At 33.6% G+C, this 23,965-nt stretch carries 20 protein-coding genes, 1 tRNA gene and 1 riboswitch; of the genes, 5 read left to right on the forward strand and 16 right to left on the reverse strand.

What is annotated here, in order from left to right:
- Positions 1 to 82: 82 nt before the first annotated feature.
- The 3 genes from nrdD to T537_RS13145 form a co-directional block, all read right to left on the reverse strand.
- Entirely contained in the window at positions 83 to 2,260 is a 2,178-nt protein-coding gene (nrdD, locus tag T537_RS0110220; RefSeq protein WP_027438904.1) for an anaerobic ribonucleoside-triphosphate reductase, read from the reverse strand.
- Between the two features lie 270 nt (positions 2,261 to 2,530).
- Positions 2,531 to 2,692 carry a hypothetical protein gene (locus tag T537_RS12910; protein ID WP_155895264.1) on the reverse strand — a complete coding sequence of 54 codons (162 nt, stop codon included), beginning with the start codon at positions 2,690 to 2,692 and terminating at the stop codon, positions 2,531 to 2,533.
- A 33-nt stretch (positions 2,693 to 2,725) separates the two neighbouring features.
- Positions 2,726 to 2,860: a hypothetical protein gene (locus T537_RS13145; RefSeq protein ID WP_278244479.1), complete on the reverse strand. Its 135-nt coding sequence runs from the start codon at positions 2,858 to 2,860 to the stop codon at positions 2,726 to 2,728.
- 156 nt (positions 2,861 to 3,016) lie between these two features.
- Between T537_RS13145 and T537_RS0110235 the strand changes: the two genes are divergently transcribed.
- On the forward strand, positions 3,017 to 4,867 hold the full coding sequence (locus tag T537_RS0110235; protein WP_027438903.1) for a GGDEF domain-containing protein: 1,851 nt from the start codon (positions 3,017 to 3,019) through the stop codon (positions 4,865 to 4,867).
- A gap of 195 nt (positions 4,868 to 5,062) precedes the next feature.
- Here T537_RS0110235 and T537_RS0110240 read toward each other — a convergent pair whose 3' ends face one another.
- The 5 genes from T537_RS0110240 to T537_RS0110260 form a co-directional block, all read right to left on the reverse strand.
- Positions 5,063 to 6,004, reverse strand: a complete 942-nt coding sequence (locus T537_RS0110240; protein WP_027438902.1) for a magnesium transporter CorA family protein — start codon at positions 6,002 to 6,004, stop codon at positions 5,063 to 5,065.
- 20 nt (positions 6,005 to 6,024) lie between these two features.
- Complete coding sequence (locus T537_RS12915; protein WP_155895265.1) at positions 6,025 to 6,201, reverse strand: FeoB-associated Cys-rich membrane protein; 177 nt, start codon at positions 6,199 to 6,201, stop codon at positions 6,025 to 6,027.
- A gap of 81 nt (positions 6,202 to 6,282) precedes the next feature.
- Complete coding sequence (locus T537_RS0110250) at positions 6,283 to 7,773, reverse strand: TrkH family potassium uptake protein (RefSeq protein ID WP_031557725.1); 1,491 nt, start codon at positions 7,771 to 7,773, stop codon at positions 6,283 to 6,285.
- A gap of 23 nt (positions 7,774 to 7,796) precedes the next feature.
- Positions 7,797 to 9,197, reverse strand: coding sequence for a Trk system potassium transporter TrkA (gene trkA / locus T537_RS0110255; RefSeq protein ID WP_031557727.1), 1,401 nt, complete (start codon positions 9,195 to 9,197; stop codon positions 7,797 to 7,799).
- Between the two features lie 23 nt (positions 9,198 to 9,220).
- Positions 9,221 to 9,454, reverse strand: a complete 234-nt coding sequence (locus tag T537_RS0110260) for a hypothetical protein (protein ID WP_031557730.1) — start codon at positions 9,452 to 9,454, stop codon at positions 9,221 to 9,223.
- 202 nt (positions 9,455 to 9,656) lie between these two features.
- Between T537_RS0110260 and T537_RS0110265 the strand changes: the two genes are divergently transcribed.
- Positions 9,657 to 9,728 (forward strand) — tRNA-Gly (locus T537_RS0110265).
- A gap of 203 nt (positions 9,729 to 9,931) precedes the next feature.
- Here T537_RS0110265 and pepF read toward each other — a convergent pair.
- Positions 9,932 to 11,716 (reverse strand): oligoendopeptidase F, encoded by a 1,785-nt coding sequence (gene pepF, locus T537_RS0110270; protein ID WP_031557732.1) that lies wholly within the window; start codon positions 11,714 to 11,716, stop codon positions 9,932 to 9,934.
- Between the two features lie 103 nt (positions 11,717 to 11,819).
- The gene (locus tag T537_RS0110275) at positions 11,820 to 12,698 is read right to left on the reverse strand and encodes a DegV family protein (RefSeq protein ID WP_027438260.1); all 879 of its coding nucleotides are present in this window, start codon (positions 12,696 to 12,698) and stop codon (positions 11,820 to 11,822) included.
- Between the two features lie 194 nt (positions 12,699 to 12,892).
- Between T537_RS0110275 and T537_RS0110280 the strand changes: the two genes are divergently transcribed.
- Positions 12,893 to 13,807, forward strand: coding sequence for a GNAT family N-acetyltransferase (locus T537_RS0110280; RefSeq protein ID WP_031557734.1), 915 nt, complete (start codon positions 12,893 to 12,895; stop codon positions 13,805 to 13,807).
- Here the strand turns inward: T537_RS0110280 and dapB are convergent.
- From dapB to T537_RS0110295, 3 genes are all read right to left on the reverse strand, one after another.
- Positions 13,780 to 14,535 (reverse strand): 4-hydroxy-tetrahydrodipicolinate reductase, encoded by a 756-nt coding sequence (dapB, locus tag T537_RS0110285; RefSeq protein WP_031557736.1) that lies wholly within the window; start codon positions 14,533 to 14,535, stop codon positions 13,780 to 13,782. The genes T537_RS0110280 and dapB overlap by 28 nt on opposite strands.
- 32 nt (positions 14,536 to 14,567) lie before the next feature.
- Positions 14,568 to 15,455, reverse strand: a complete 888-nt coding sequence (dapA, locus tag T537_RS0110290) for a 4-hydroxy-tetrahydrodipicolinate synthase (RefSeq protein ID WP_027438263.1) — start codon at positions 15,453 to 15,455, stop codon at positions 14,568 to 14,570.
- 190 nt (positions 15,456 to 15,645) lie between these two features.
- A riboswitch (Lysine riboswitch) is annotated at positions 15,646 to 15,815 on the reverse strand.
- Positions 15,816 to 15,917: 102 nt separating this feature from the next.
- A complete protein-coding gene (locus T537_RS0110295; protein WP_027438264.1) occupies positions 15,918 to 16,649 on the reverse strand; it encodes a single-stranded DNA-binding protein in 732 nt (243 codons plus the stop codon).
- 372 nt (positions 16,650 to 17,021) lie between these two features.
- Between T537_RS0110295 and typA the strand changes: the two genes are divergently transcribed.
- Together typA and T537_RS0110305 are read left to right on the forward strand one after the other, a co-directional pair.
- Entirely contained in the window at positions 17,022 to 18,851 is a 1,830-nt protein-coding gene (gene typA / locus T537_RS0110300) for a translational GTPase TypA (RefSeq protein ID WP_027438265.1), read from the forward strand.
- 316 nt (positions 18,852 to 19,167) lie between these two features.
- Positions 19,168 to 19,479 (forward strand): helix-turn-helix domain-containing protein, encoded by a 312-nt coding sequence (locus tag T537_RS0110305; protein ID WP_027438266.1) that lies wholly within the window; start codon positions 19,168 to 19,170, stop codon positions 19,477 to 19,479.
- Positions 19,480 to 19,614: 135 nt separating this feature from the next.
- Here the strand turns inward: T537_RS0110305 and T537_RS0110310 are convergent, their stop codons facing one another.
- From T537_RS0110310 to T537_RS0110320, 3 genes are all read right to left on the reverse strand, one after another.
- Positions 19,615 to 21,408, reverse strand: a complete 1,794-nt coding sequence (locus T537_RS0110310) for an ABC transporter ATP-binding protein (protein ID WP_034244680.1) — start codon at positions 21,406 to 21,408, stop codon at positions 19,615 to 19,617.
- Positions 21,409 to 21,485: 77 nt separating this feature from the next.
- Positions 21,486 to 23,042 (reverse strand): glycoside hydrolase family 28 protein, encoded by a 1,557-nt coding sequence (locus T537_RS0110315; RefSeq protein WP_031557741.1) that lies wholly within the window; start codon positions 23,040 to 23,042, stop codon positions 21,486 to 21,488.
- On the reverse strand, positions 23,033 to 23,956 hold the full coding sequence (locus tag T537_RS0110320) for a hypothetical protein (protein WP_031557742.1): 924 nt from the start codon (positions 23,954 to 23,956) through the stop codon (positions 23,033 to 23,035). The genes T537_RS0110315 and T537_RS0110320 overlap by 10 nt, the downstream gene beginning before the upstream one ends.
- Positions 23,957 to 23,965 lie beyond the last annotated feature (9 nt).

The following is a 23,965-nucleotide window of genomic DNA, read 5'->3' on the forward strand; positions in this document are numbered from 1 at the left end:
ATAAATTTTCATTTACAAAAATTAACCCCCGCTCTAATTACTTAACATTAAGCGGGGGCGTTATTATATAAGTATTCTCAAATTATAAATGTAATACTCTTTCTTTAATTTCCTGAGTTCTACCCTGATTCCAGAACTGTGTACCAATATAACCACATGTTCTTCTTGCTACATTCATCTTATCCTGATCACGGTTCTTACAATTTGGGCATTCCCAAACTAATTTACCATCATCATCTGTTATAATCTGAATCTGACCTGTGTATCCACAAACCTGGCAATAATCAGACTTTGTATTAAGTTCAGCATACATAATATTCTCATAAATATACTGCATAACTGAAAGCACTGCTGGAATGTTATTGTTCATATCAGGAACTTCAACATAAGAAATTGCTCCACCTGGAGATAATTTCTGGAATTCTGATTCGAACTTTAATTTGTCGAATGCGTTGATTTCCTCTGTAACATGTACATGATATGAGTTAGTAATATAATTTCTATCTGTAACTCCTGGAATCTTACCAAATCTCTTCTGTAAGCACTTAGCAAACTTATAAGTTGTTGATTCAAGTGGTGTTCCATAAAGTGAGAAATCAATATTAGTATCCTTAGCCCACTTCTTACATGTATCATTAAGATACTGCATGAGCTTTAAGGCGAATTCCTTACCGCCATCCTGAGTATGGCTCTTACCCTTCATGTAATATGTACACTCATAAAGACCTGCATATCCAAGGGAAATTGTTGAATAGCCACCGTAAAGAAGCTTATCAATTGTTTCACCCTTCTTAAGTCTTGCAAGTGCACCATTCTGCCAAAGGATTGGTGCTACATCTGATGGTGTACCCTTTAATCTGTAGTGTCTACACATAAGTGCTCTTCTACATAAATCAAGTCTTTCATCTAGAATCTTCCAGAATTTTTCTTCATCCTTAGCAGATGAACATGCAACATCAACTAAGTTAATTGTTACAACACCCTGGTTAAATCTACCATAATATTTAGGCTTATTATTCTCATCTAAATATGTTGTAAGGAATGATCTACATCCCATACATGGATAACACTGGCCATCTCCGTTGTCATCAACCTTTAATTCCTTCATAATCTTCTCTGAAATATAATCTGGAACCATTCTCTTAGCTGTACACTGAGCAGCAAGCTTTGTTAATTCCCAATATTTAGAACCTTCTGTTATATTATCTTCCTCTAAAACATAAATAAGCTTAGGGAAAGCTGGTGTAATCCATACACCCTGTTCATTCTTAACGCCCTGAATTCTCTGGCGTAATACTTCCTTTATTACAAGCGCTAAATCTTCCTTAATCTGTCCATCTGGAACTTCATTAAGATACATAAACACTGTAACAAAAGGAGCTTGTCCGTTAGTTGTCATAAGAGTGATTACCTGATACTGAATCATCTGAACACCCTTCTTAACTTCTTCACGAACTCTTATTTCTGCTATTTCACGAACCTTCTCCTCTGAAGCTTCGATACCTGTCTCTTCTAATTCCTGTCTTACTTGCTTAATGAATTTTTCACGGCTTACCTGTACAAATGGTGCAAGGTGTGCAAGCGAAATACTCTGTCCACCATACTGTGAACTAGCAATCTGGGCAATTGCCTGTGTGGCAATATTACATGCTGTTGAGAAACTATGTGGCTTCTCAATCATTGTTTCTGAAATAACTGTGCCATTTTGTAACATATCATCAAGGTTAACTAAGCAACAGTTGTGCATATGCTGTGCAAAATAGTCAGCATCATGGAAATGAATTAAGCCCTGTTCATGAGCTTCAACAATATCTGCAGGAAGAAGTAATCTCTTAGTAATATCCTTACTAACCTCACCTGCCATATAATCTCTTTGTACGCTGTTAACAGTTGGATTCTTATTAGAATTCTCCTGCTTAACTTCTTCGTTATTACATTCAAGTAAGCTTAAAATCTGTTCATCTGTAGAATTTGATTTTCTAACCAATGCTCTCTTATATCTATATGTGATATACTTTCTAGCAACGGCGAAAGCTCTAAAATTCATGATCTGATTTTCCACTAAATCCTGGATTTCCTCTACATTAAGGGATCTTCCCATCTCTTCACAAATTTTCTCAACATTTTCTGAAATTGTTCTAATCTGCTCTGTAGATAATCTTTCACTGTGTACTACTTCATTGTTGGCCTTAGTTACAGCATTTACTATTTTTTCAATATCAAATGTAACTTCGGAACCACTTCGTTTAATGATCTTCATAACGCTCTCCCCTTAAAATTTTTGCAAAACGCATCTTTTCTATAATATCACACCGTAAAGTTTTTAGGTACCTATATAGGATTTTTTTATTTAATACAAATCCTATAAATTGCTTAAGCTATTATTATAGTACTACATGTTGTAGTTAAGGTCAATGCTTTTATACTATATATTGTATTCTAGCTAAAATAGCTGCCACTAATCCATTAGTTAGACTAACTTCATAATGACAGCTATTTAAGCTATGAAACACCAATCTTAAAATGATTATTATTTATATATTTCTGACCAGCGTGATACCATTTCTTCAGCTTCTACCTGGGAAGATACCTTTGTAACGATAACTCCATCAAGGTAAATCTCATATACAGGAAATAGCTTTGGACTATCTCCATGTCTTACTTCTACTTTGGTATATTTTACTCGTTCCATAAATTACCCCCGTTTAAAATTTTAGGCAAAAAACTACATGTTGTGGTTACTATCTGCTTTAAAAATATTAAAATCGTCACATGCATTCCCTATATGTTGTATTATATCATAGATTATCCATCTGTAAACTACAATATTTAGTATTGGTACCAAAGGACTATCTGCCATTAGTCAACCCCCTAAATATTTGCTACTTTTGAAGTAAATTGTCTAACAATTTATCAATTCTTGTACTAATTGATTCATTATTATATAATTATGTTAGATTTTTATGACTATGAGAAATGTGAATAATTTAAAATAAAAAGCAATAGGAGATTAACTATGTATAGTGTAAACGATATAGATACAGATTCTGTAAATAAAATCACCTACTTAGAAAAACGCATTGCCACAATAAATGAATACTACATGATTGTTGTAGCAAGTAGGGCATTTACTGAATATTTTGGTTATACCCAATACAATAGCTTAACTGATTTTGTTGATAGTAATGAAAAAGAAAGTCTTATGGACTTTATTGATACATATCAAGATTCAAAGATAAGTAAGATTTTTCATTTCAAGAATTCATTAGGACAACTGCGCCTAAATATGCTTACTATTATGCCAGTAAAGCCTGCTTCATTTAAAAATGAGCTCAATATTGAAATGGTGGATATAGAAAGCCTAATGGATGCTAACAATGCTCTTACCAACATTCTAAACCAAAACAAAACTATTCTTGGTCTTACAAAAGAATATACATTTAAATACGACGTAAACACTGATATATTCACTATGTATAAATATGACAAATTCTCCAAAGAATTAATTTATAAAATGTCCCTTGGAGAATGGAAAAGGCAGATGATTGACAACGGCTATATTCCTGAATCAGACATAACAAGCTTTAATAATCTAATTTCTCAGATTAGAGGATATGAGGAAGAATTCACCGCAAAAATTACCACAAGTATGAGAAACCAAAGCCAAGTAATGGAAAAACTAGTATTTATGGGATCTGTTATTAATAACAATCAAGGTGAGAGAATCGTTATTGGCAGAGTCTTATCCGAAGAATATGCCCACAACAACAACACCGTACTTGAAATGCTAAATGAATTATCCTACGATTCCTTAACTAATGTATATAACAAAAAAACAATAACAGAATATATAAAAAGTTACATTGAATCAAACCAGAACGAACTCTCTGAAATCAGTAAAAACAACATTGTAAGCATGGCTATTTGCATTATTGACATAGACAACTTCAAAAAGGTAAATGACGTCTATGGCCATTTATATGGAGATAAGGTTCTAGCACGATTTGGCAAAAAATTAAAAGAAGTTGTGGGAGACGGCGGCATAATTGGACGAATCGGCGGAGATGAGTTTATGGTAGCCTTTTTTGATATAATGGATGAAAACTATTTACGTGGAATATTAAGGTCTATTAGAACCCAAATAAAGTGGGAGTTTGTCAATGATTTTGCCGATTTTAATATCACTTGTTCCATTGGTGCATCACAGTATCCAAAAAACGGCACAAATTATGATGAATTGTTTAAAAAAGCTGATTACTGCCTTTATACCGCTAAGGAAAAGGGACGAGACAGATATGTCTTTTTTAGAGAAAATCTTCATTCAGTTGGCTTTGAAGAAAGCCAAAATCGCAAAGATAAGAAGCAAAATAATGGTAGAGAAATGCTTGAATTAAAGTATATAAACCATATTTTATCCATCTTTACTGACAATAAAAGAAAGGCTATTGAAGAGCTTTTTATGCATATTAAGAACTCCTTCAAGGTGGATAGTATCAATGTTTTTGTAGGGGATAATCTAGAAAGAAAAATAACTGTCGGTAAAATACTTGATAACTCAGATAATGCCCTTTATGTAAAAAAAGAAAGTTTTAAAAACCTATTAAAGGATAAAGACTACATGGAAGTTAGCTTTATTGGCATAATTAAAGGTATTTCTCCTGAATTTGAAGAAGCAATGAAAGCTAAAGATGTAATTTCAACTATTCATGTATTACTAAAAAATGATGATAAATTAATTGGAGTTCTTACAATTGATAGAACCGGTAATGTCGCTTCTAAATGGGCTGATTACGAAATTGAAAGTAGTTTAATTGCAGCCTCTTTAATTAAGATTCTATATATTGAAGAAGCAAAACCTGTTATTTAACTCAGTCGGGATACAAGCTCCGACTGAGTTAAACGCTCCGCGAGGATGCGCACGGATTCAGACAGGAATTTGTCTGCAGTCGCAGACCCGAATCCGGCGCGCAAGACTCGCGAGCGAGTCTTGACAAATAAAGACTAGGTCAAAATGCCAAAAGCTTTTTATACCTAGTCTTTTTATATCTTCTAAATGCCTTTATTATAACATCTTCTTTTTCTTCATAAACCACACAACAATAGCACATATAATCACTATAAATATGCATATTAAATAGAAACCAAAGGGCATCTTAGCAAATGGCATATAGTCTCCATTAGTGTTCATTCCCCAAATACCAGAAATAATTGTTGGTATAGCCATTAACACTGTGAGTGATGTCAAACGCTTCATTACGTCATTTAGTCTATTATCAATTACTGATGATAAGAGCTGTCTTGTACCATCTATGACATCTCTATAGATTGTTGTCATTTCAATAGCCTGCTGATACTCAACTGTAACATCCTCTAATAATTCCATATCCTCTGGATACTGCTCTAGTCTCTTATAACGTCTTAATCTTTCTAAGACCACACTATTAGCTCTAAGAGATGTTGCAAAATAAACCAATGTTGATTCTAATTCGTGTAACTCAATTAAATCCACATCAGTTGTATCTCCCACAACTCTTTCTTCAATTTCCATCCTCTTCTTATCAATTAATCGAAGATTTATTTGATAACTAGTTGCTGAACGGTAAAGAAGCTGATATATAAAACGCATCTTTTTCTTAGTACTAAATTCTCTGATTTTATTGCGAATAAAATATGTTAAAATCGGTGTTTCTTCCCTACAAATAGTAATAATTGTATCTTCTTTAATAATAATACCTAGAGGAATTGTAGTATACATCTTCTTCTCATGTCTAACCTCTGGTGTAGGAATATCCACCAAAATAAGTGTATATCCATCTTCTAGAGAGATACGTGAACTTTCTTCTTCATCAAGAGCTGTAGCAATATCAGTCAAATCAATCTCATAAGCCGCAGCTATTTCATTAAGTTCTCTACTTGTTGGGGCGACCATATTAATCCAGCAGCCTTCTTTGGGTTGTTCTAATTTTGATAAAACGCCATGATCCGTCCTAAATATTTCATACATGGTCGCGCACCTCCTATTTATTAATTATCTTCTTTATTGCACTCCTTTTTATGGCTTCCTGCCATAGCACAACTTGCACAATTTCCGCTACAAACGTCTTTTAATCCATCTTTTTTATGATAATAAGACACAGTCAAAAACATTGCTACAACTACTAGCAATACAACTGCTGCCACTAATCCATTTATTAAACTCATATATTTTCCTTTTCTTAGTAAAAAAATTAGCCAACTGTATTTTAGCACAAACTATTTATTTTTTTAAGACTCACTAATCTTTTATCTTGATAAATCTTCCCATTTATTTTTTCTTGGCTTAATTCTTGAAGTAAAGAAGCTCTTCCAAATTGCTGGGTGGAATAAAATTAACATTGGGAACAATTCAAGTCTTCCTGCCAACATATCAAACATAAAAACAAATTTGCTTAACACACTAAAGGAAGAAAAGTTACATGTAGGGCCAACCCCTGCTAAACCAGGTCCAATATTGTTAATTGTTGCTGCAACACTTGTAAAACTTGTAACCAAGTCTCTGTTTTCAAGAGAAACAATAAGAAGTGATATTGTAAACACAGCTGCAAATGTAACAAAATACACATTTACAGAACGGAGTGTCTCATGTTCAACTGTTTTTCCCTCAATTCTAATTGCCTTAACGCTTTTAGGGTGGATATAGGAATGAAATTCCTTAATAATTGTCTTAAATGCAATTATAAATCTTGAAACCTTAATACCACCTCCGGTACTACCAGCGCAGGCTCCCACAAACATTAATAAAACCAATATTAATTTTGAAAAAACTGGCCATGTATCAAAATCCACCGTTGAAAAACCTGTTGTTGTAATAACTGTGGCAACTGCAAAGCCTGAAGCTCTTACGGCCTCTTCAACAGTGTTAAACATACTAACTATATTTATAGCTATTGCTGCAGTACTTGCAATGATTATACCTAAATAAACCTTTACTTCTTCTACATTAAAGGCCTGTTTGAAATTTTTAAAAATAATATAATAATATGCATTAAAGTTAACACCAAATGCTATCATAAAAATAGTTACAATCCACTGAATTGCAGGACTATATCCGCCAATACTGTTATTTTTAATACCAAAGCCACCTGTACCAGCAGTTCCAAGGGATGTACATACCGAATCAAACATAGACATTCCTGCAATCAAAAGGCAAATTATCTGCATAACAGTAAGTCCAATATATATACCATATAGAATTCTAGCAGTTTTTCCAACTTTTGGAACTAGCTTGCCAACCTGTGGGCCAGGGCTTTCTGCCTTCATTAAATTAATATTTGAGCCACCAGTCATAGGTAAAATAGCAAGTAAAAATACCAAAACACCCATACCGCCTATCCAATGGGTAAAACTTCTCCAAAATAAAATACTTTTTGAAAGGCTCTCTACCTCTGGAAGTATACTTGCACCTGTAGTTGTAAAACCAGATATTGTCTCAAATAAAGCATCAACATAACTAGGTATTTCACCTGTTATTGTAAAGGGAAGAGCCCCAAAAATACTTAATAAAATCCAACTTAAGGCAGTAGAGATGCATCCTTCCTTAAGATAAAAAATAGTATCATTTGGCTTTTTTATTACCATTAACTGGCCAATAACAATAGCAAGACCTGCTGTAATTAAAAAAGCATATATAGTATTCTCACCATATATTAAGGCCACAATAATTGGTATTAGCATTAATATGCCCTCTATTTTGAGTACATTGCCAAGTACTATTCGTATCATCGAACTGTTCATTTTGTTAGCTCCAATTTCTAATATTATTCATGATCTAATATGTCTTCAATTTTGCCAAAACCTGTATGTGTAGTGATAATAACAACTGAATCGCCTACCTTAATTTCATCATTACCACTTGGAATTATGATTTTTCCATTTCTACTAATCAAGGCAATTAAGAGACCCTTCTTTAACTTTAGGTCCTTTAATAACACATTAGTTATCTTAGAATCTTCTCTAATCTTAAACTCAATACCTTCTGCTCTTGAATCAAAAAGATGGTAAAGTGTTTCGATTTCGCATCCAATAGATTCCTTTAAAGCTCTTACATAAGCCACAATTGCCTCAGATGTAATATATCTAGGGTAAACAACACTGCCTAAATCAAGGCTTGAAATAACCTTTTTAAAGCCCATACGATTTACTTTAGTAACAACCTTTGCATTAGAAATCTGTCTTGCATGTAATGTAAGTATAATATTTTCCTCATCAATACCCGTAAGAGGAACAAAAGATTCCATATAACTTAAGCCCTCTTCCTTTAGTACCTCTTCATCAGTACCATCTGCATTAATAATTGTAACCTCAGGCAAAAGGTCCGTTAATTCCTTTGCTTTGTTACTGTTGCTTTCAATAATCTTAACATCAATTCCAGCTTTTATCAGCTGTTTAGCAAGATAGAATGAAGCTCGACCGCCACCTACAATCATTGTATTTTTTACTGAGTGATTATCAAATCCAAACTTCTTAAGAAAATGCTTAGCATTTGTGCTTGATGTAATAAATGAAACAATATCCCCTGACATTACTGTATTAGTACCTGATGGAATAATCACCTCACCATTACGTTCAATACTACATATAAGCACTGCATACTTAGGATCATTACAAATATCAGCAATTGTCTTTCCGTTCATTATACAATTCTGAGGCACTTTAAAGCGAACCATATCTGCCTGGCCTCTTACAAATGTATTAACCTCTAGGGCTGTTGGTAAATATAAGAGTCTTGCAATTTCTCTTGCAGCCTCTAATTCAGGATTAATAATCATTGCTAATCCTAGTTGACTTCTTAGATATTCTGATTCATCTGCATAATCAGGTGTTCTAACTCTTGCAATTGCTGAACAACCTGAAACCTGCTTAGCTACTGTACAACAAAGTAAATTCAATTCATCGGAACCAGTTACTGCAATAAGTAAATCTGCTTGTGCCACATTGGCGTCCTTTTGTACATTTAAGCTTGCACCATTTCCCACAACTCCCATTACATCGTACATACTTGTAAGAGTGTTAATCTTATCTTTATTCTTATCTATAATTATAATATTATGTCCTTCTTTAGTAAGCTGCTCAACAAGTGTTGTTCCAACCTTACCAGTACCAACAATAATAATACTTAAACCTTTGGTTTCTTCAATATGATTCTTAAATAGACCCATACCCACGCCTCATTTCAACTTATTTATCTGCTTAATTCTTTTATTTGTTCTAATAATTCTAAATCACTTTGTGTGATTTTAATATTAGTAGTTACAGGGTTAGCCCCTGGCTTAGTTACTGTAAGTTCTATAATAGAATCTGCCGGGATACCTGTTGCAAATGTATCTCTTAAAAAAGCTACAAATTTAGGGTGATTACCGCTAAATTGAGTTAATGCACCCTTTATTTTCATCATATTCATCGGATTAAATGCCATATTAAATTACTCCAATCTTCTATAGTCACATATAAGATTTTAAAATAATATATTCTAAAGTCAAGAGTATTTTATATGTGGGGGAAAGGTTTAATATCTATTTTATTAGTATTTTCGATTTTTTTTGAAAAAATATGTTGACAAAAAGATTACGAGAGTGTATTATTAAACACGTGCTGCGGCACACAACAAATTAAGACATGCGCGAGTGGCTCAGTGGTGGAGCACCTCCTTGCCAAGGAGGGGGTCGCGGGTTCGATCCCCGTCTCGCGCTCTACTAATTAGAAGAAGCATTGCTTCTTCTTTTTTTATGTTTTGATATAGGTTTTATATTTAGATATAGGGCGTGAACAAACAATTATAGTAAAGTAATTGCTACAACATTCGCGGGTTCGATTTCTCGCCTCTCGGCTCGGTCGTTTCTTCTGCCTTTCAGGCAGAAAGGAGCCCTGCCCCTAAAGGCCTGGCTCCTTTACTTTATAAATTTTCCCACTGATTTAAGACATCTTTAAATACCTTAAGGGCATCTTCTACCACTTCTGGTTTTGTCATATCTACTTTTGCAAGCTTTAGTGTTTCTATTGGATGTAGGCTGCTGCCACTTTTTAGGAAGTTTTTGTAGCCCTCTATTACTTCATTATCTCCCTCTAGAATTTTTAAAGAGATTGCTATTGCTGCAGAATAACCTGTTGCATACTGATATACATAAAAAGGTGTGTAGAAATGTGGTATTCTAGCCCATTCATAAGCAATGTTATCATCCATTACCATTTCATCACCAAAGTATTTCTTATTAAGTCCTAAATATAAATCATTTAGATTCTTAGCTGAAAGGACTTCACCATTTTCCACCATTTCATGGGCCTTCATTTCAAATTCAGCAAACATTGTCTGTCTATATAATGTTCCCTTAAATTGCTCGAAATAGTGATTAAGTAAATACTTCTTTTGATCCTTATCTTTGCAATTTTTAAGAAGATACTGCATAAGAAGAGATTCATTTACTGTAGATGCCACTTCTGCCACAAATATCTTATAACCTGAATATGCAAAGCTTTGTGTCTTATTCGAATAATAAGTATGCATTGCATGTCCTGTCTCATGAATTAAGGTAAATACATCATTTAATGTATTAGTATAATTTAGGAAAATGTATGGATGTGTTCCATAACAACCCCATGAAAAAGCACCAGATCTCTTTCCTTCATTCTCATAAACATCAACCCAGCCATTCTCGTAACCTGTTCTTACTGTATTTACATACTCTTCTCCCAATGGTTCTAAGGCTTTTAATGCCATTTCTTTAGCCTCTTCATAAGATACTTCCCACTTATAATCTGCCACCATTGGCGCATAAACATCATAAAAATGTAATTCGTCCACACCAAGAGCCTTTTTTCTTAATTCCACATATTTATGCATTAAATTAAGGTTGTTGTTTACAGTATTAACAAGATTTGTATAAACCGATGTAGGAATAAACGAAGCTGATAAATATCTTTCCAAACTTGAATTATATTTTCTTACATCTGCAAAAAATACTGCCTGCTTAACATTTCCATAAAAAAGCGAAGATATTGTGTTAATATTGGCCTTATATGAAGCATATAGACTGTTAAAGGCATTCTTTCTAAGTGTTCTATCTCCACTCTCCATTAACATACCGTACTGTCCATTAGTTACTTCATGTTCCTCACCCTTTTCATCTAGAGCCTTTTCAAATTTAATGTCGGCATTATTAAATTTAGAAAAAGTCTCACTAGCCACAGACGAGATATTAGCTGCCTTTGCAAGTAACATCTCCTCTTTTTCTGAAAGAGAATGCTCCTTAGTTAAAAGCATATCTTCTATTATTGGTCCATAAAAACTTAAAGGCTCTTTTTTTATATCTTCTCTTAAACTCTCCTCATCTAATGATAAAATCTCTGGCTCTAAAAATGCATATTTTTCTGACATCTTAATGGCAACTGACTGTGCCTTGCCAGACATTTCCTGATATTTGCTGTTTTGTGTGTCCTCATAATATTTCATAAAAGCATAGACATATACTCTTGTAAGCAAATAATCAGTCTCATCAGATTCCTTAAGTGCTTCATAGATATTATTGCTATCCTTAGATAATTCGCCCTTATATTTACATGGGTTTGCTGCTATTTGGCTAAGCTTATTTAAATCCTCTTCCCAAAGCTTATCATTTGCATAGATATCTTCTACTGCCCATTTATATTTCTTATCAACATTCTCACGTTTAATCTGTGCCATTCTAAATCCTCCTGCTTTTTATTCTTGTCCTTTTATAAAAAGACCAACCTTTAAGAGGTAATAAGGATTGCCCTAATCACCTTTAAAAGATTGGTCTTAAATATTAATCTTCTAATTCTGGTAAATATGCAGATACTGCTACTGCAAGCGCGCCCTTACCAATATGGCATGAAATACTTAATGATAAAGGATCCATATTAATTTCATATCCTGGGAATTCCTTCTCAAGTAAAGCCTTCCATTCCTTAGCTTCCTCAGGGTTTCCTGAATAAGCTGCCTCAAGATGTAATCTACCATCCTTAGCAAATGAAGCAAATCTATTCTCAAAATCCTTCTTCATTGCTTCAATCATCTTCTTCTTAGCTGCTTCCTTACCTCTAGTCTTAGTGTATGCATCAAGCTTCTCACCCTGAATCTGAAGAACTGGCTTTAAGTTAAGAACTGTACCAATTGCTGCAGCAGCTGGTGTAATTCTACCGCCCTTCTTAAGATACTTAAGTGTCTCAAGTGTAATATAGATACTTGAATCAAACTTGTGCTTCTCTAGGATTTCCTTAATTTCCTTAGCGCTCTTACCCTTCTTAGCTAATTCAAGGGCATCTAAAACAGACTGACGCATTGTAACAGATATTCTCTGATTATTAACAACACAAACTCTTCCATCATAATCTTCAGCTAACATTGTTGCTGTCTGACATGTTCCTGAAAGTCCGCTTGACATAGGTATAAATACTGCTTCGTCGTATTCCTTTAAAACCTCGTCAAAAGTATCCTGTAATTCACCAACAGAAGGCTGTGAAGTTGAAATCTCAGCATCCTGCTCTAACTTTATATAAAATTCTTCCTGGCTTAAATTAATATCTTCTTGATATTCCTTACCATCAATATAAAATGGCATTGGAATAACGGTTACGCCTAATTCCTTACCTTGTGATTGTGTAATACCACTATTGCTGTCTGTTATAATTGCAACTTTGCTCATAACTCCTCCTTATTATCGTAAGGGCTACTATTTTTCTTGTAACCTAATTATACGCAATGATATAATCATAATGCATTTATTTTTATTTGTAAACAAAAGTTTTGCAAGCTTAAGACCTTACTTTGTAGTATTTAATACTACTTGTAGCGTCTCAATTCTCTATATATTAATTTTTTTAAACTTAGGAGGAAGCAATGAAAATTATAAATCTAGACTACGTAAACGAAGAAATGTCTGAAAAATTCAATAAATTTTTAGCCACATCACCAGACTATGAACCTTACTATACTCTAGAAGAAAATCATCGTTTTAAAGGGGCAGCAATTGTTGAAGGCCAACAAATAATAGCTTATATTGGCCTTGTTTTAATAAACGATGGCAATAATTTAAATGAAGCTAGTAATTCTAATGAAGATAATAATTCCAATGAAACTAATAATTATAATAACGGCATGCCAAAAGTATATGAACTATCAGCCCTAACTTCTAAAGACTATAGAAAAAAAGGCTACTTTAACGCCCTATTATCACATATATTAGGACAATTATCCCCTAAAGATAAACTTATTATGCCTATTAATGAGGAATTTAAAAATATATCTTGTGTCAGTGATTACCTATATTCTGAATATCTTTATGTCCTTAAAAAAGATCACTTTCTACAAATAAGGGATGAACTTGAGAAACAAAGCCTAACACTTGACCACTACACTGCATTTACAGAAGATCACACATCATTTTATCTTTATTTAGATAATGAAGATGCTGCTAGTGAGTCCGATGAAATCTATGGAATTGATAACGAAGATATAAGTATACTAAATGCTATGCTTAGTGAAGATGATGAACCTGCTGCCATGCTTAATTTAAGTCATACGCCTTCTTATTCAACCATTTACGGCGTTTTTGTTGACGAAGATAAGAGAAATAAAGGCCTAGGATTTAGCCTCCTTTTTGACACATTAGATGAGTTTTTTAATGAATATGACAAACCCTTAATATTAAATGTAACTAGCACTAATATTCCAGCCCTTAAGTTATATAAAAAGGCTGGTTTTACAAAAACCAGCCAAGTAGATTATTATGCAATTACATCTCCCATGTCATAAAGACCTGCTGCCTTTCCTTTAAGGAATTTAGCAGCACTTACAGCACCCTTAGCAAAAATAGCTTTTGAGTAAGCTGTATGCTTAATTTCGATTACTTCATCTTCACCACAGAATAATACTTCATGTTCACCAACTATTGTACCGCCTCTAACAGCACTTATGCCTATTTCCTTAGGATCTCTTTTTTGTCTTAACTGACTTCTATCAAATCTATAGAAATAGTCATCATCTAATACTTCCTTCATAGAATCAGCAAGTGAAAGTGCTGTTCCTGATGGTGCATCAAGCTTTTTATTATGATGTTTCTCAACGATTTCAATATCATAACCTGCTGGTGCAAATACTTTGCAAGCTTCCTTTAAAAGCTTAAAGATAGTATTAATACCAAGGGACATATTAGCTGACTTAAGGATAGCAACCTTAGTTGAAACTTCCTTAATTCTAGCAACCTGTTCATCTGATAAACCTGTTGTACAAAGTACAGCAGGGATTTTTTTAGTTTCTACATAATCAAGTAAATCATCCATTGCCTTAGCTGCTGCAAAATCAATAATTACATCAGCACAGACATCACATTCAGAAATGCTTTTAAAAACTGGATAAGTATTGTGTCCATCATCAAATGGATCAATACCTGCAACAATCTGAATTTCTGGATCATTTTCCACAATACCTGTAATAACACGTCCCATATGTCCATTACAGCCATGCATAATTGCTCTAGTCATATCTTTCTCCTTTAATCAAAAGCTAACTTTAATTATTTTAAAATGCCATAGTCAATCATAGCTTTTTTAAGTCTTTCAAAATTAGCTGTTTCCATTTCACAAAGTGGTGCACGTAACGGTCCTACTTCAAAGCCCATTAAATTAAGTGCATGTTTAACTGGGATTGGATTTACTTCACAGAATAAAGCATCTACTAATTCTAATGCCTTAAACTGTAATTCCATTGCCTTCTTAACATTTCCTGCCATAAATTCTGCACAAATGTCATGTGTCTGCTTTGGTGCAACGTTAGATAATACTGAAATAACACCCTTAGCACCAATTGACATAAGTGGGACAATAAGTCCATCTTCTCCTGAATACATATCAAGGCAGCCCTCGCTTAATGCCATAAGCTTGCTTTCTTGAGTTAAATTTCCTGTTGCAGCCTTAATACCTACAATATTATCCACGTCCCTTGCAAGTTTTACTGCTGTTTCAGGTAAAATGTTACATCCTGTTCTACTTGGAACATTATACATAATAATTGGTAAATCAACTGATTTAGCAATTGTTGAATAATGCTCGTAAAGACCTTTTTGAGTAGACTTGTTATAATATGGTGTCACTACTAAACAACCATCAACGCCAGCCTTAAATGCTTCCTTTGATAAGTTAACGGCTGATCTAGTACAATTAGAACCAGTTCCCGCAATTACAGGAACTCTTTTCTTGACATAATCGGCAGTATATCTAATTGCCTCAATATGTTCCTCGTCTGTTAAAGTAGAAGCTTCTCCTGTTGTTCCACAGATTATAATAGCATCAGTTGAATTATTGATCTGGAAGTCAAGTAATTCTCCAAGCTTATCATAATTTACTTCTCCATTGTCTTTCATAGGTGTAATAATTGCTACACCTGCTCCAGTAAATACTGACATAATCTTCCTCTTTCTGCCTTCTTGGCTACTTAATATTATAGGGTTCTTTTACGCATATAATAATTACGTAGCTACCACTATACACATTTACTACATAAAGCATGTTGCTAACCTATGCAAGTAAAGGTTGGGCAAAACAAATGCCAGTCAAATAGACTGGCACTCAAAGAATTTCCTAAATATTAATTGATTCTTAAGTAGCCCTCCATCTGACGATGACAGTCGCATAGTTCTTAGCTATACGCCCAGCATAAATATTCCGGATATTTACACTTCGGCAACTTTCCCTTTCATTACTCATCATAAAGCTCCGGGCTCTCCTAGTAATTACTCTTAAAAGTCGCGACCTCTACCTTAATAGAAAAAATTTCTATTACTATATTTAATTAGCATATAAACATTGAATGCTTTCACGTGTCAATATATCACTTGAAAATATCAATGTCAATAAATAATAAATCTTTAAATAGCATTTTCTGCTATTCTTTTAATCTGGTTAACTGAAACCTCATATGCTACTCGTATTTCTGTTTTATTCTCATCAATCTTCTTAGTATATTCTCTTGATTGAACTCTTCCTACGATCTGTATGTTAGTTCCTACCTTAATGTCAGATGCAAATTTAGCATTTCTACCCCATGTAATACATGGAATATAATCAGACTTGCCATATTGTCTGTTAACTGCTACTAATAAATCTGCAATTTCTCTACCAAGAGGTGTTTTTCTATAAACAGGTGCCTTGCAAATAAAACCATCCAAGAAAATCTGATTTGATGGGGCTTTTTTCTTAATTACTTCTCCTTCAGCACTATCCTCTGTAGTAGCTTCTCTTTTCTCTGCTGCGTATAAATCGAATACTTCATTTAATTCTTCATTAGTTTCTGCATCTTCTGCGAATTTAATGTCTTTTACGAAAACAGAGAGTAGAAGCTTTCTATTTGATTCATCATGTCTATTATATGATCTAAACTGACCTATAATAACAACATCTCTACCCTTAGAATCAGCATGTACGTCAAAAAGTCTGTCAGAAACAATAATAGGAATAATATCTTCCATATCGCTTAATCTTGGGACAGCTATATTACATATATAGAAACCCTCACCAAAACTTTCATGACTAAACTGAAAATCTGAGACTATTTTTCCTGCGATTCGTACTTTGTTGTTTTCTGTTAATCTCTCTAACATTAAATGTTTTCTCCTTCCTTTATCCCTAAACATCTAGTTCTATACTTAGACACATATCATATAGAACTAACACATGTCAGTTTATAAAAAATATGTGACCATATTATGTTTACATAGCCCGGTTCTAACTATGTAAACTTTTTGTAAACTAACATGCACTTATAAAATATAACACGATTTTTTTTCAGTGTATACAGGATTTTTTCGCCAAAAATACTTTTTTTGTATCAATTAAGATACAATATTTTCTATTTTTAGACTATTGTAATTTGAAAATATTATGATAGAATAAAAAAGTTGCAATTACGACAGGCGAAAAGCCTAATAAGCTAATTAGTTTTAGCTATTATCATATAAAGAAAGGACTTAAACATGAGGACAAAACGTGAAGATATTCGTAATATCGCTATTATCGCCCATGTAGATCATGGTAAAACTACTCTTGTAGATGAACTTCTTAAGCAAAGTGGTACTTTCCGTGCAAATCAGGAAGTTGCTGAACGTGTAATGGATTCTAACGATATTGAACGTGAAAGAGGAATCACAATTCTTTCTAAAAATACAGCTATTACATATAAGGACACTAAAATTAACATTATAGATACTCCAGGCCATGCTGACTTCGGTGGTGAAGTTGAACGTGTATTAAAGATGGTTGATGGTGTAGTTTTAGTCGTTGATGCATTCGAAGGTGTTATGCCTCAGACTAAATTCGTATTACAAAAGGCTCTTGACCTTGATTTATCAATTATTGTATGTATTAACAAGATTGATAGACCAGAAGCTAGACCTACAGAAGTTATCGATGAAATCTTAGAATTATTCATCGATCTTGATGCTAATGAAGATCAGCTTGATTGCCCATTTATCTTCGCATCTGCTAAGTCAGGCTATGCTATGGCTGATTTAAATGATGAGAAGAAGGATATGGAACCATTATTCCAGTGTATCGTTGATAACATTCCAGCTCCAGAAGGAGATCCAGAAGCTGATACACAGATGCTTATTTCAACAATCGATTACAACGAATTCGTTGGTAGAATCGGTGTTGGTAAGATTGACAATGGTTCAATTAAGGTTAACCAGGAAGTTATGATTGTTAACCACCATGACCCTTCTGTTCATAAGAGAGTTAGAGTTACAAAGCTTTATACTTTCCAGGGTCTTAATAAGGTTGAAGTTAATGAAGCTACAATGGGTGATATCGTTGCTGTTTCAGGTATTGCAGATATTCATATCGGTGATACATTATGTTCAGTTGAGAACCCTGTAGCTATTCCATTCCAGAAGATTTCTGAGCCTACACTTTCTATGGATTTCATGGTAAATGACTCACCACTTGCTGGTAAGGAAGGTAAATTTGTTACATCTAGACATTTAAGAGATAGATTATTTAGAGAACTTAACACTGACGTTTCTTTAAGAGTTGAGGAAAACCCAGGTTCTGAGAACTCATTTAAGGTATCTGGTAGAGGTGAATTACATCTTTCAGTTCTTATTGAGAATATGCGTCGTGAAGGCTATGAATTTGCTGTAAGTAAAGCTGAAGTTTTATATAAGACTGATGAACGTGGCAAAAAGCTTGAACCAATGGAATTATGCTATATTGACGTTCCAGATGAATTCTCTGGTTCTGTTATCCAGAAGTTAAGCCAGAGAAAGGGTGAACTTCTTGGTATGACACCTATTAATGGTGGTTATACAAGATTACAGTTCAATATCCCTGCAAGAGGTCTTATTGGATATAGAGGCGAATTCATGACTGATACTAAGGGTAATGGTATTATTAACTCTTCATTTGAAGGTTATGAAGAATATAAGGGAGATATCTCTTACAGAAAGACTGGATCACTTATCGCTTATGAAGATGGTGAAACAGTTACATATGGTTTATTTAACGCTCAGGACCGTGGTACTTTATTCGTTGGCCCTGGTGAGAAGGTTTATGCTGGTATGATTATCGGTGAGAACCCTCGTACAGAAGATATTGAAGTTAACGTTTGTAAGACAAAGCATCTTACAAATACACGTTCTTCAAGCGCTGATGAAGCACTTAGACTTGTACCACCTAAGATTCTTAGCTTAGAGCAGGCACTTGATTATATTGACACAGATGAATTACTTGAGGTAACACCAAGTCATTTAAGAATACGTAAGAAGATTCTTGACTCTACAGCAAGATATAGAGCTAACAAGAAGTAATTAATTCCTTTTTATTAATTACCGTCTTTTGTTTAACCCTAATACTAAATTAGGATTTATCAAATTTTAATAATTATACCAGGTAGGTTTATCCTATCTGGTATGATAATATATTCTTTGGCATATCCCCATTTGCCAATTACTTTAGATTCCCCTATTAATTCTAAAGTATATTTTTTATTAGTTTAAAAACTTACACTTTTAAACTGCACAATTATGTAGTATATTTTTAAGGTACTGCATTTATGCTAATGTTTTGTAATTATCAGAAACATTGCATCACGTTTTATTTATTATTAATTTGGAGGTCACAATCATGGAAAACGATTTAGGTGCAAAGGTAAAAAAATTAAGAATTTCCCACGGTTTAACACAGGAAGATGTTGCTAACGCTTTAGATGTTACACCTGGATATATCAGTAACGTAGAAAATGGACGTAATCTTATGACATTAAGAATGCTTTCATACTATGCTGAACTTACAGGAGTTTCTCTTGATTATTTAGCAGGTTCTGTAGATAAGGAATATCAGAAGACTGCACTTGATAACGAAATCATGCAGTTAGTTCAGAAGCTTGATACAGAGAAGAAGGAAAAGCTTATCTCTACATTAAGAATCTGGGCTTAATTGAATTTCTTGTAAATTTTACATATAACAAAAGCTTACAAATATCACTCCCCCAAGTGATGCTTGTAAGCTTTTTTATTTTAGTTTTATTTATCTTTATCTTAAAGTCTTTTATTATCTTAATTTTGTATTATCTTAGCTTTGAATTGACTTCATCTTATAGAACTCTCCCTTAAGGGCCATAAGCTCGTCAAAGCTGCCATATTCTATACATTTACCACCTGCAATAACCGCAATTTTATCAGCCTCTCTAATAGTGGATAATCTGTGGGCTACAATAAATGTAGTTCTATTCTTAGTCATATTATTAATAGCAGACTGTATTAATTTTTCAGAAATACTATCAAGGGCAGATGTTGCCTCATCAAAAACTATAACCTTAGGATCTCTAATTAAGGCTCTTGCGATGGAAATTCTCTGTCTTTGACCACCTGATAATTTACCACCATGTTCACCAACCATAGTATTAATACCATCTGGCAACCTATTTATAAGTTCACGCAAATTAGCTGCATCAATAACCTTATTAAGAGTTTCATCATCCACATCTTCCATACCATATACAATATTATCTCTTATTGTGCCAGAGAATATAATAGATGTCTGCGGTACAACAGCTATATGCTTCCTATAGCTTCTTAAATCTATGTCCTTAAGATTATGTCCATCAACACTTACAAGTCCTTCTGTGGCAAAATTAAAGCCTATAACAAGGTTTAGAATAGTTGACTTACCAGCACCTGATTCACCTACTAAGGCTATAGTCTCACCCTTTTTAACATGGAGATTAAGTCCCTTTAATACGTGACTATCTGAATTGTTATAGCCAAATTTAACATCCTTAAAGTCAAACTCTCCATCTAATTTTTCAAGTTCTTCCTTACCTTCGTTGTTCTCTATATCTTCCTCAAGCAAAACCTCTCCAATGGAATTTACAGATTCAATACCCTTAGCAATTGTTGGTACAAGGGCCATTAAAGATGAAACCTGATTAACAATTGTGGCAAAGTAACTTTGATAAAGAGTTATATCACCTGGAAGAACAGTTCCCTTAATTGCAAGAAATCCTGTAAATGCAAGACAAACCACCTGGAATATCTGAAAAATTGCCCATCCAACTGAACCAAATAATGATTGTATAATGTCAAGTTTGTAGCCTTTTTCTGCTACGCTAAATAGCTGACCACTTATTTTTTCCACTTCCTCTTCCTCAAGGGCATGAGCTCTAGTAACTGGAATAAGTTCAACCATTTCCATAACCCTAGCAGATGTTTCTTCCATCTCTTTTCTAAACTCGTTGTTACGCTTTTTCATAATATTTCTAAAAAATACCATTGTAGCCGCTGCAATAGGAGTTGTTATCAAAAAGAAACTAAAGACTAACATACTTTTTTGAACTGTAACAACCAAAGCAATTGTAATATTTAAGGCTATATTTAGGATGCTTAAAAACATCTGAGTAGACAAAGTTTCAACAGCTTCCACATCACGCATTATCTTGGACTGTAATCGACCAGCCATGGTTTCTTTATGATAAGAAATGGAGAGTTGCTGAAGCTTTCTAACCAATGCCTTTCTTAAGCCTGTTTCACAATATCTTGTAGCCAAAGACTTATACCTTGTGTACAAATAATTCATTGGAACATTAAGAATTATAAGCCCAATCATTATAAAAGCCTGAAAAAGGATCTTCTCATGTAAATTAGATGCACCTATTGTTACATAGTTAATGATGTTTGCAGTAACAATTGGCAAAACCCATACTGGAGCATGTTTTATAAAGAAAAATATAACAGCCAATATAAATTTATTATAATTGCCCTTGTATAATCTAAAGAGAATTACTAAAGGATGGCCCTTATGTCTTCTATATGTCTCTATAAACCAATTTTCAACATCAATACCTTTAGGTGGTTTTAAATTCATCATAATTCCCCCAAATAAAATAAAATCTTAGTTTAAAAGCCTTGATGATAAATCACCAAGGTCCTTTATTTATTGATAAATTAATCACGTACTATATTATCTACATTTGTGGCAATAATTGCCTCACCTTCATTGCCAACTATGTTTACATTTTTAAGAATAAGATCCTTAATATTACTTACAACTAAGCCTTGCTTACTAGCTTCATCACAACCAAGCATCATAGCAGCAACGCCTGATTTAGCATCTTTAGCATAGTTAAAATCAATATTTTCAAATCTAAGTTCTTCAATCTTCATCTCTGGTAAACCACAGATATAAGCACCTGCAACATGGCAATTAGTAGCTTTAATATCCTTAAACTTTAACTTCTTAATAGATGGTGTTCTATCATCAACAGGAAGTGGCTTCTTAGTTCCAACATATTCTGTCTTTCCATCTGGATCACAGAAATAGAAGCTATTTACAACAAATGGTGTCATAACATTATCCATATCGATGTTCTCAAAGGAAATATCATCAAGAACTGATAGCTTACCTCTACCACGTCTAGTCTTTACTCGAAGACCTCTATCAGTATTCATAAATAAGCAATCCTTAATATGGACATCCTTTACACCTGCAGCAATTTCTGAACCTACTGTAACAGCACCATGTCCATCTCTCATGCAACACTGTCTTACAATCATATTGCTTGTTGGTGTCTTAAGGCTTTCAGCCATATAAATTTTTCCTGATTTAATAGCAATACAGTCATCACCTACAGAAATATATGTACCAAGAACTAATACATCTTCACAGCTTTCAGGGTCAAGACCATCTGTATTATGTGAATTTGCTGGGTTTTTAATCTTAACATCAATAAACTTTAAATGCTTACTAAAATATGGATGAATTGTCCAAGATGGTGAATTCTGAACTGTTATACCATGCATCATTACATTACTACAGTGGTTAATGAAGAAAAGTCTTGGTCTCCATGCAATGTTACGAATCTTACAGTTATTCCACCAGTTTTCAAAGCTTGTATTACCTTCAATAGTACCTTCACCAGTAATAACAACATTTGATACGTTAATACCACAGACAATAGCTGAGAATGTATCAAGTGGGTTACCTTCCCATGAGCCAAGGTTATACATCTTCTCTTCGTCATAACTTTCAATCATACCAGGTAAAATAGGGAATTTCTCTCTATCTGTGAAAGCTGAAAGAACGGCTCCCTTAGCAAGTTCTAAAGTTAAATTATCCTTTAAGAAAATACTAGAAATCTTATAAACACCCTCTGGTACTAATACTCTTGAGTCCTTAGGACAAGCCATAATAGCACACTGAATAGCATTAGTGTCATCATGCACACCATCGCCATAAGCTCCAAACTCTCTAACATTTAATGTGACAAATTCGTAGTTTGTAGTAAATGAAATATCGTTAAAAGACTGTCCTTCGTACTCAACCTTAACTTCATAGTAAGTATCCGGCTTTAAGTCATAAATTGTTGTTATAACCTGATTTGATGTCTGATAAAATGCACCATTAACATAAATCTTAAACTCTTTATTTGTATAATATTTTCCGCCATCACAAACTTCCACAACGGCAGATCTAGCTGTATTAGTAACTAACTTTAACTCCATAATACGCCTCCTTTTTCTCGACCATAATCCTGATATTCTCTATTCTTAACGCTTTCAGATGCTGCTAAAATAAATGCAGCTACTGTGTAAGCATCACTAATAGATTCCTTATCCTCTAAGATCTGATCAAAAAGAGTAGTTGCTTCACATTCATATTTTTCTGTATGTAAAAGATTCATTCTACATCCCTTAAAAATCGCATAAACAAGCATTAAATCAAGCTCTTTATTGCTTCCAAGTGTATATTTAGCAGAAGATAAAATAGCCTTAATTGTCTCTTTAAAAATCGCTCTAATTCTAGCCCAAATCTCATATAAAGCCTGGTCCATAACTTCAAGCATATCCACAAGACCAGCAGCTAGATAAACTAAAGGCTTAAGTGAAGCTTCCTTACCATTTTTTAATTCAAGGATTGTGTCTTCAAAAAGGTCGTTATATATTGCATTAACCTGAGCAATAATATCGTTATATTGCTCTTTTCCACCATTTTTTGTCTCATAATTCATATAGAATGAAAGTACATTAAAAGCTATGCAAAGGCACTTATTATTACTTGTAGTTAAGAAATATCCTTCCTTTGATCTTTCTGCTTTCTTTAAAGACTTTGCAATATTACAAGCAATCTCTTCACTTGCTTTATCATCACATAATTTACTAAGCATATAAAAAGCATTGCCAGATAAAAATTTCTCATTTACTGCAATATTCTCATCTACTATAGCTTTTTCAGACTTTATATCACAAAGGCAATCCTTTAAAATCTTAATAAATTCTCCTTCTAAATCCTTAGCTGCAAAAGCATATGCGTTAGCTAATTTAGCTTTTTTTTCTAAATCAAGGCTCTTAAAATCAACCTTTTTGCTAATTGTGTAAGCAGCTTCATAAATATCTGCCTGATTATAACAATTTGCCATTACTTCCTC

Origin of the sequence: Lachnospira multipara LB2003, from assembly GCF_000702205.1 — a bacterium.
GTDB lineage: Bacteria > Bacillota > Clostridia > Lachnospirales > Lachnospiraceae > Lachnospira > Lachnospira multipara_A.

Coding starts and splice junctions, on each gene's coding strand:
- nrdD (WP_027438904.1), bottom strand. CDS start 2,260: ATGAAGATCATTAAACGAAGTGGTTCCGAAGTTACATTTGATATTGAA.
- dapB (WP_031557736.1), bottom strand. CDS start 14,535: ATGACTAGAGCAATTATGCATGGCTGTAATGGACATATGGGACGTGTT.
- T537_RS0110275 (WP_027438260.1), bottom strand. CDS start 12,698: ATGAGCAAAGTTGCAATTATAACAGACAGCAATAGTGGTATTACACAA.
- typA (WP_027438265.1), top strand. CDS start 17,022: ATGAGGACAAAACGTGAAGATATTCGTAATATCGCTATTATCGCCCAT.
- T537_RS0110235 (WP_027438903.1), top strand. CDS start 3,017: ATGTATAGTGTAAACGATATAGATACAGATTCTGTAAATAAAATCACC.
- T537_RS0110250 (WP_031557725.1), bottom strand. CDS start 7,773: ATGAACAGTTCGATGATACGAATAGTACTTGGCAATGTACTCAAAATA.
- T537_RS0110315 (WP_031557741.1), bottom strand. CDS start 23,042: ATGGAGTTAAAGTTAGTTACTAATACAGCTAGATCTGCCGTTGTGGAA.
- T537_RS12910 (WP_155895264.1), bottom strand. CDS start 2,692: ATGGAACGAGTAAAATATACCAAAGTAGAAGTAAGACATGGAGATAGT.
- T537_RS0110280 (WP_031557734.1), top strand. CDS start 12,893: ATGAAAATTATAAATCTAGACTACGTAAACGAAGAAATGTCTGAAAAA.
- T537_RS0110310 (WP_034244680.1), bottom strand. CDS start 21,408: ATGATGAATTTAAAACCACCTAAAGGTATTGATGTTGAAAATTGGTTT.
- T537_RS0110240 (WP_027438902.1), bottom strand. CDS start 6,004: ATGTATGAAATATTTAGGACGGATCATGGCGTTTTATCAAAATTAGAA.
- T537_RS12915 (WP_155895265.1), bottom strand. CDS start 6,201: ATGAGTTTAATAAATGGATTAGTGGCAGCAGTTGTATTGCTAGTAGTT.
- trkA (WP_031557727.1), bottom strand. CDS start 9,197: ATGGGTCTATTTAAGAATCATATTGAAGAAACCAAAGGTTTAAGTATT.
- T537_RS0110305 (WP_027438266.1), top strand. CDS start 19,168: ATGGAAAACGATTTAGGTGCAAAGGTAAAAAAATTAAGAATTTCCCAC.
- dapA (WP_027438263.1), bottom strand. CDS start 15,455: ATGTCAGTATTTACTGGAGCAGGTGTAGCAATTATTACACCTATGAAA.
- T537_RS0110295 (WP_027438264.1), bottom strand. CDS start 16,649: ATGTTAGAGAGATTAACAGAAAACAACAAAGTACGAATCGCAGGAAAA.
- T537_RS0110260 (WP_031557730.1), bottom strand. CDS start 9,454: ATGGCATTTAATCCGATGAATATGATGAAAATAAAGGGTGCATTAACT.
- T537_RS0110320 (WP_031557742.1), bottom strand. CDS start 23,956: ATGGCAAATTGTTATAATCAGGCAGATATTTATGAAGCTGCTTACACA.
- pepF (WP_031557732.1), bottom strand. CDS start 11,716: ATGGCACAGATTAAACGTGAGAATGTTGATAAGAAATATAAATGGGCA.
- T537_RS13145 (WP_278244479.1), bottom strand. CDS start 2,860: ATGGCAGATAGTCCTTTGGTACCAATACTAAATATTGTAGTTTACAGA.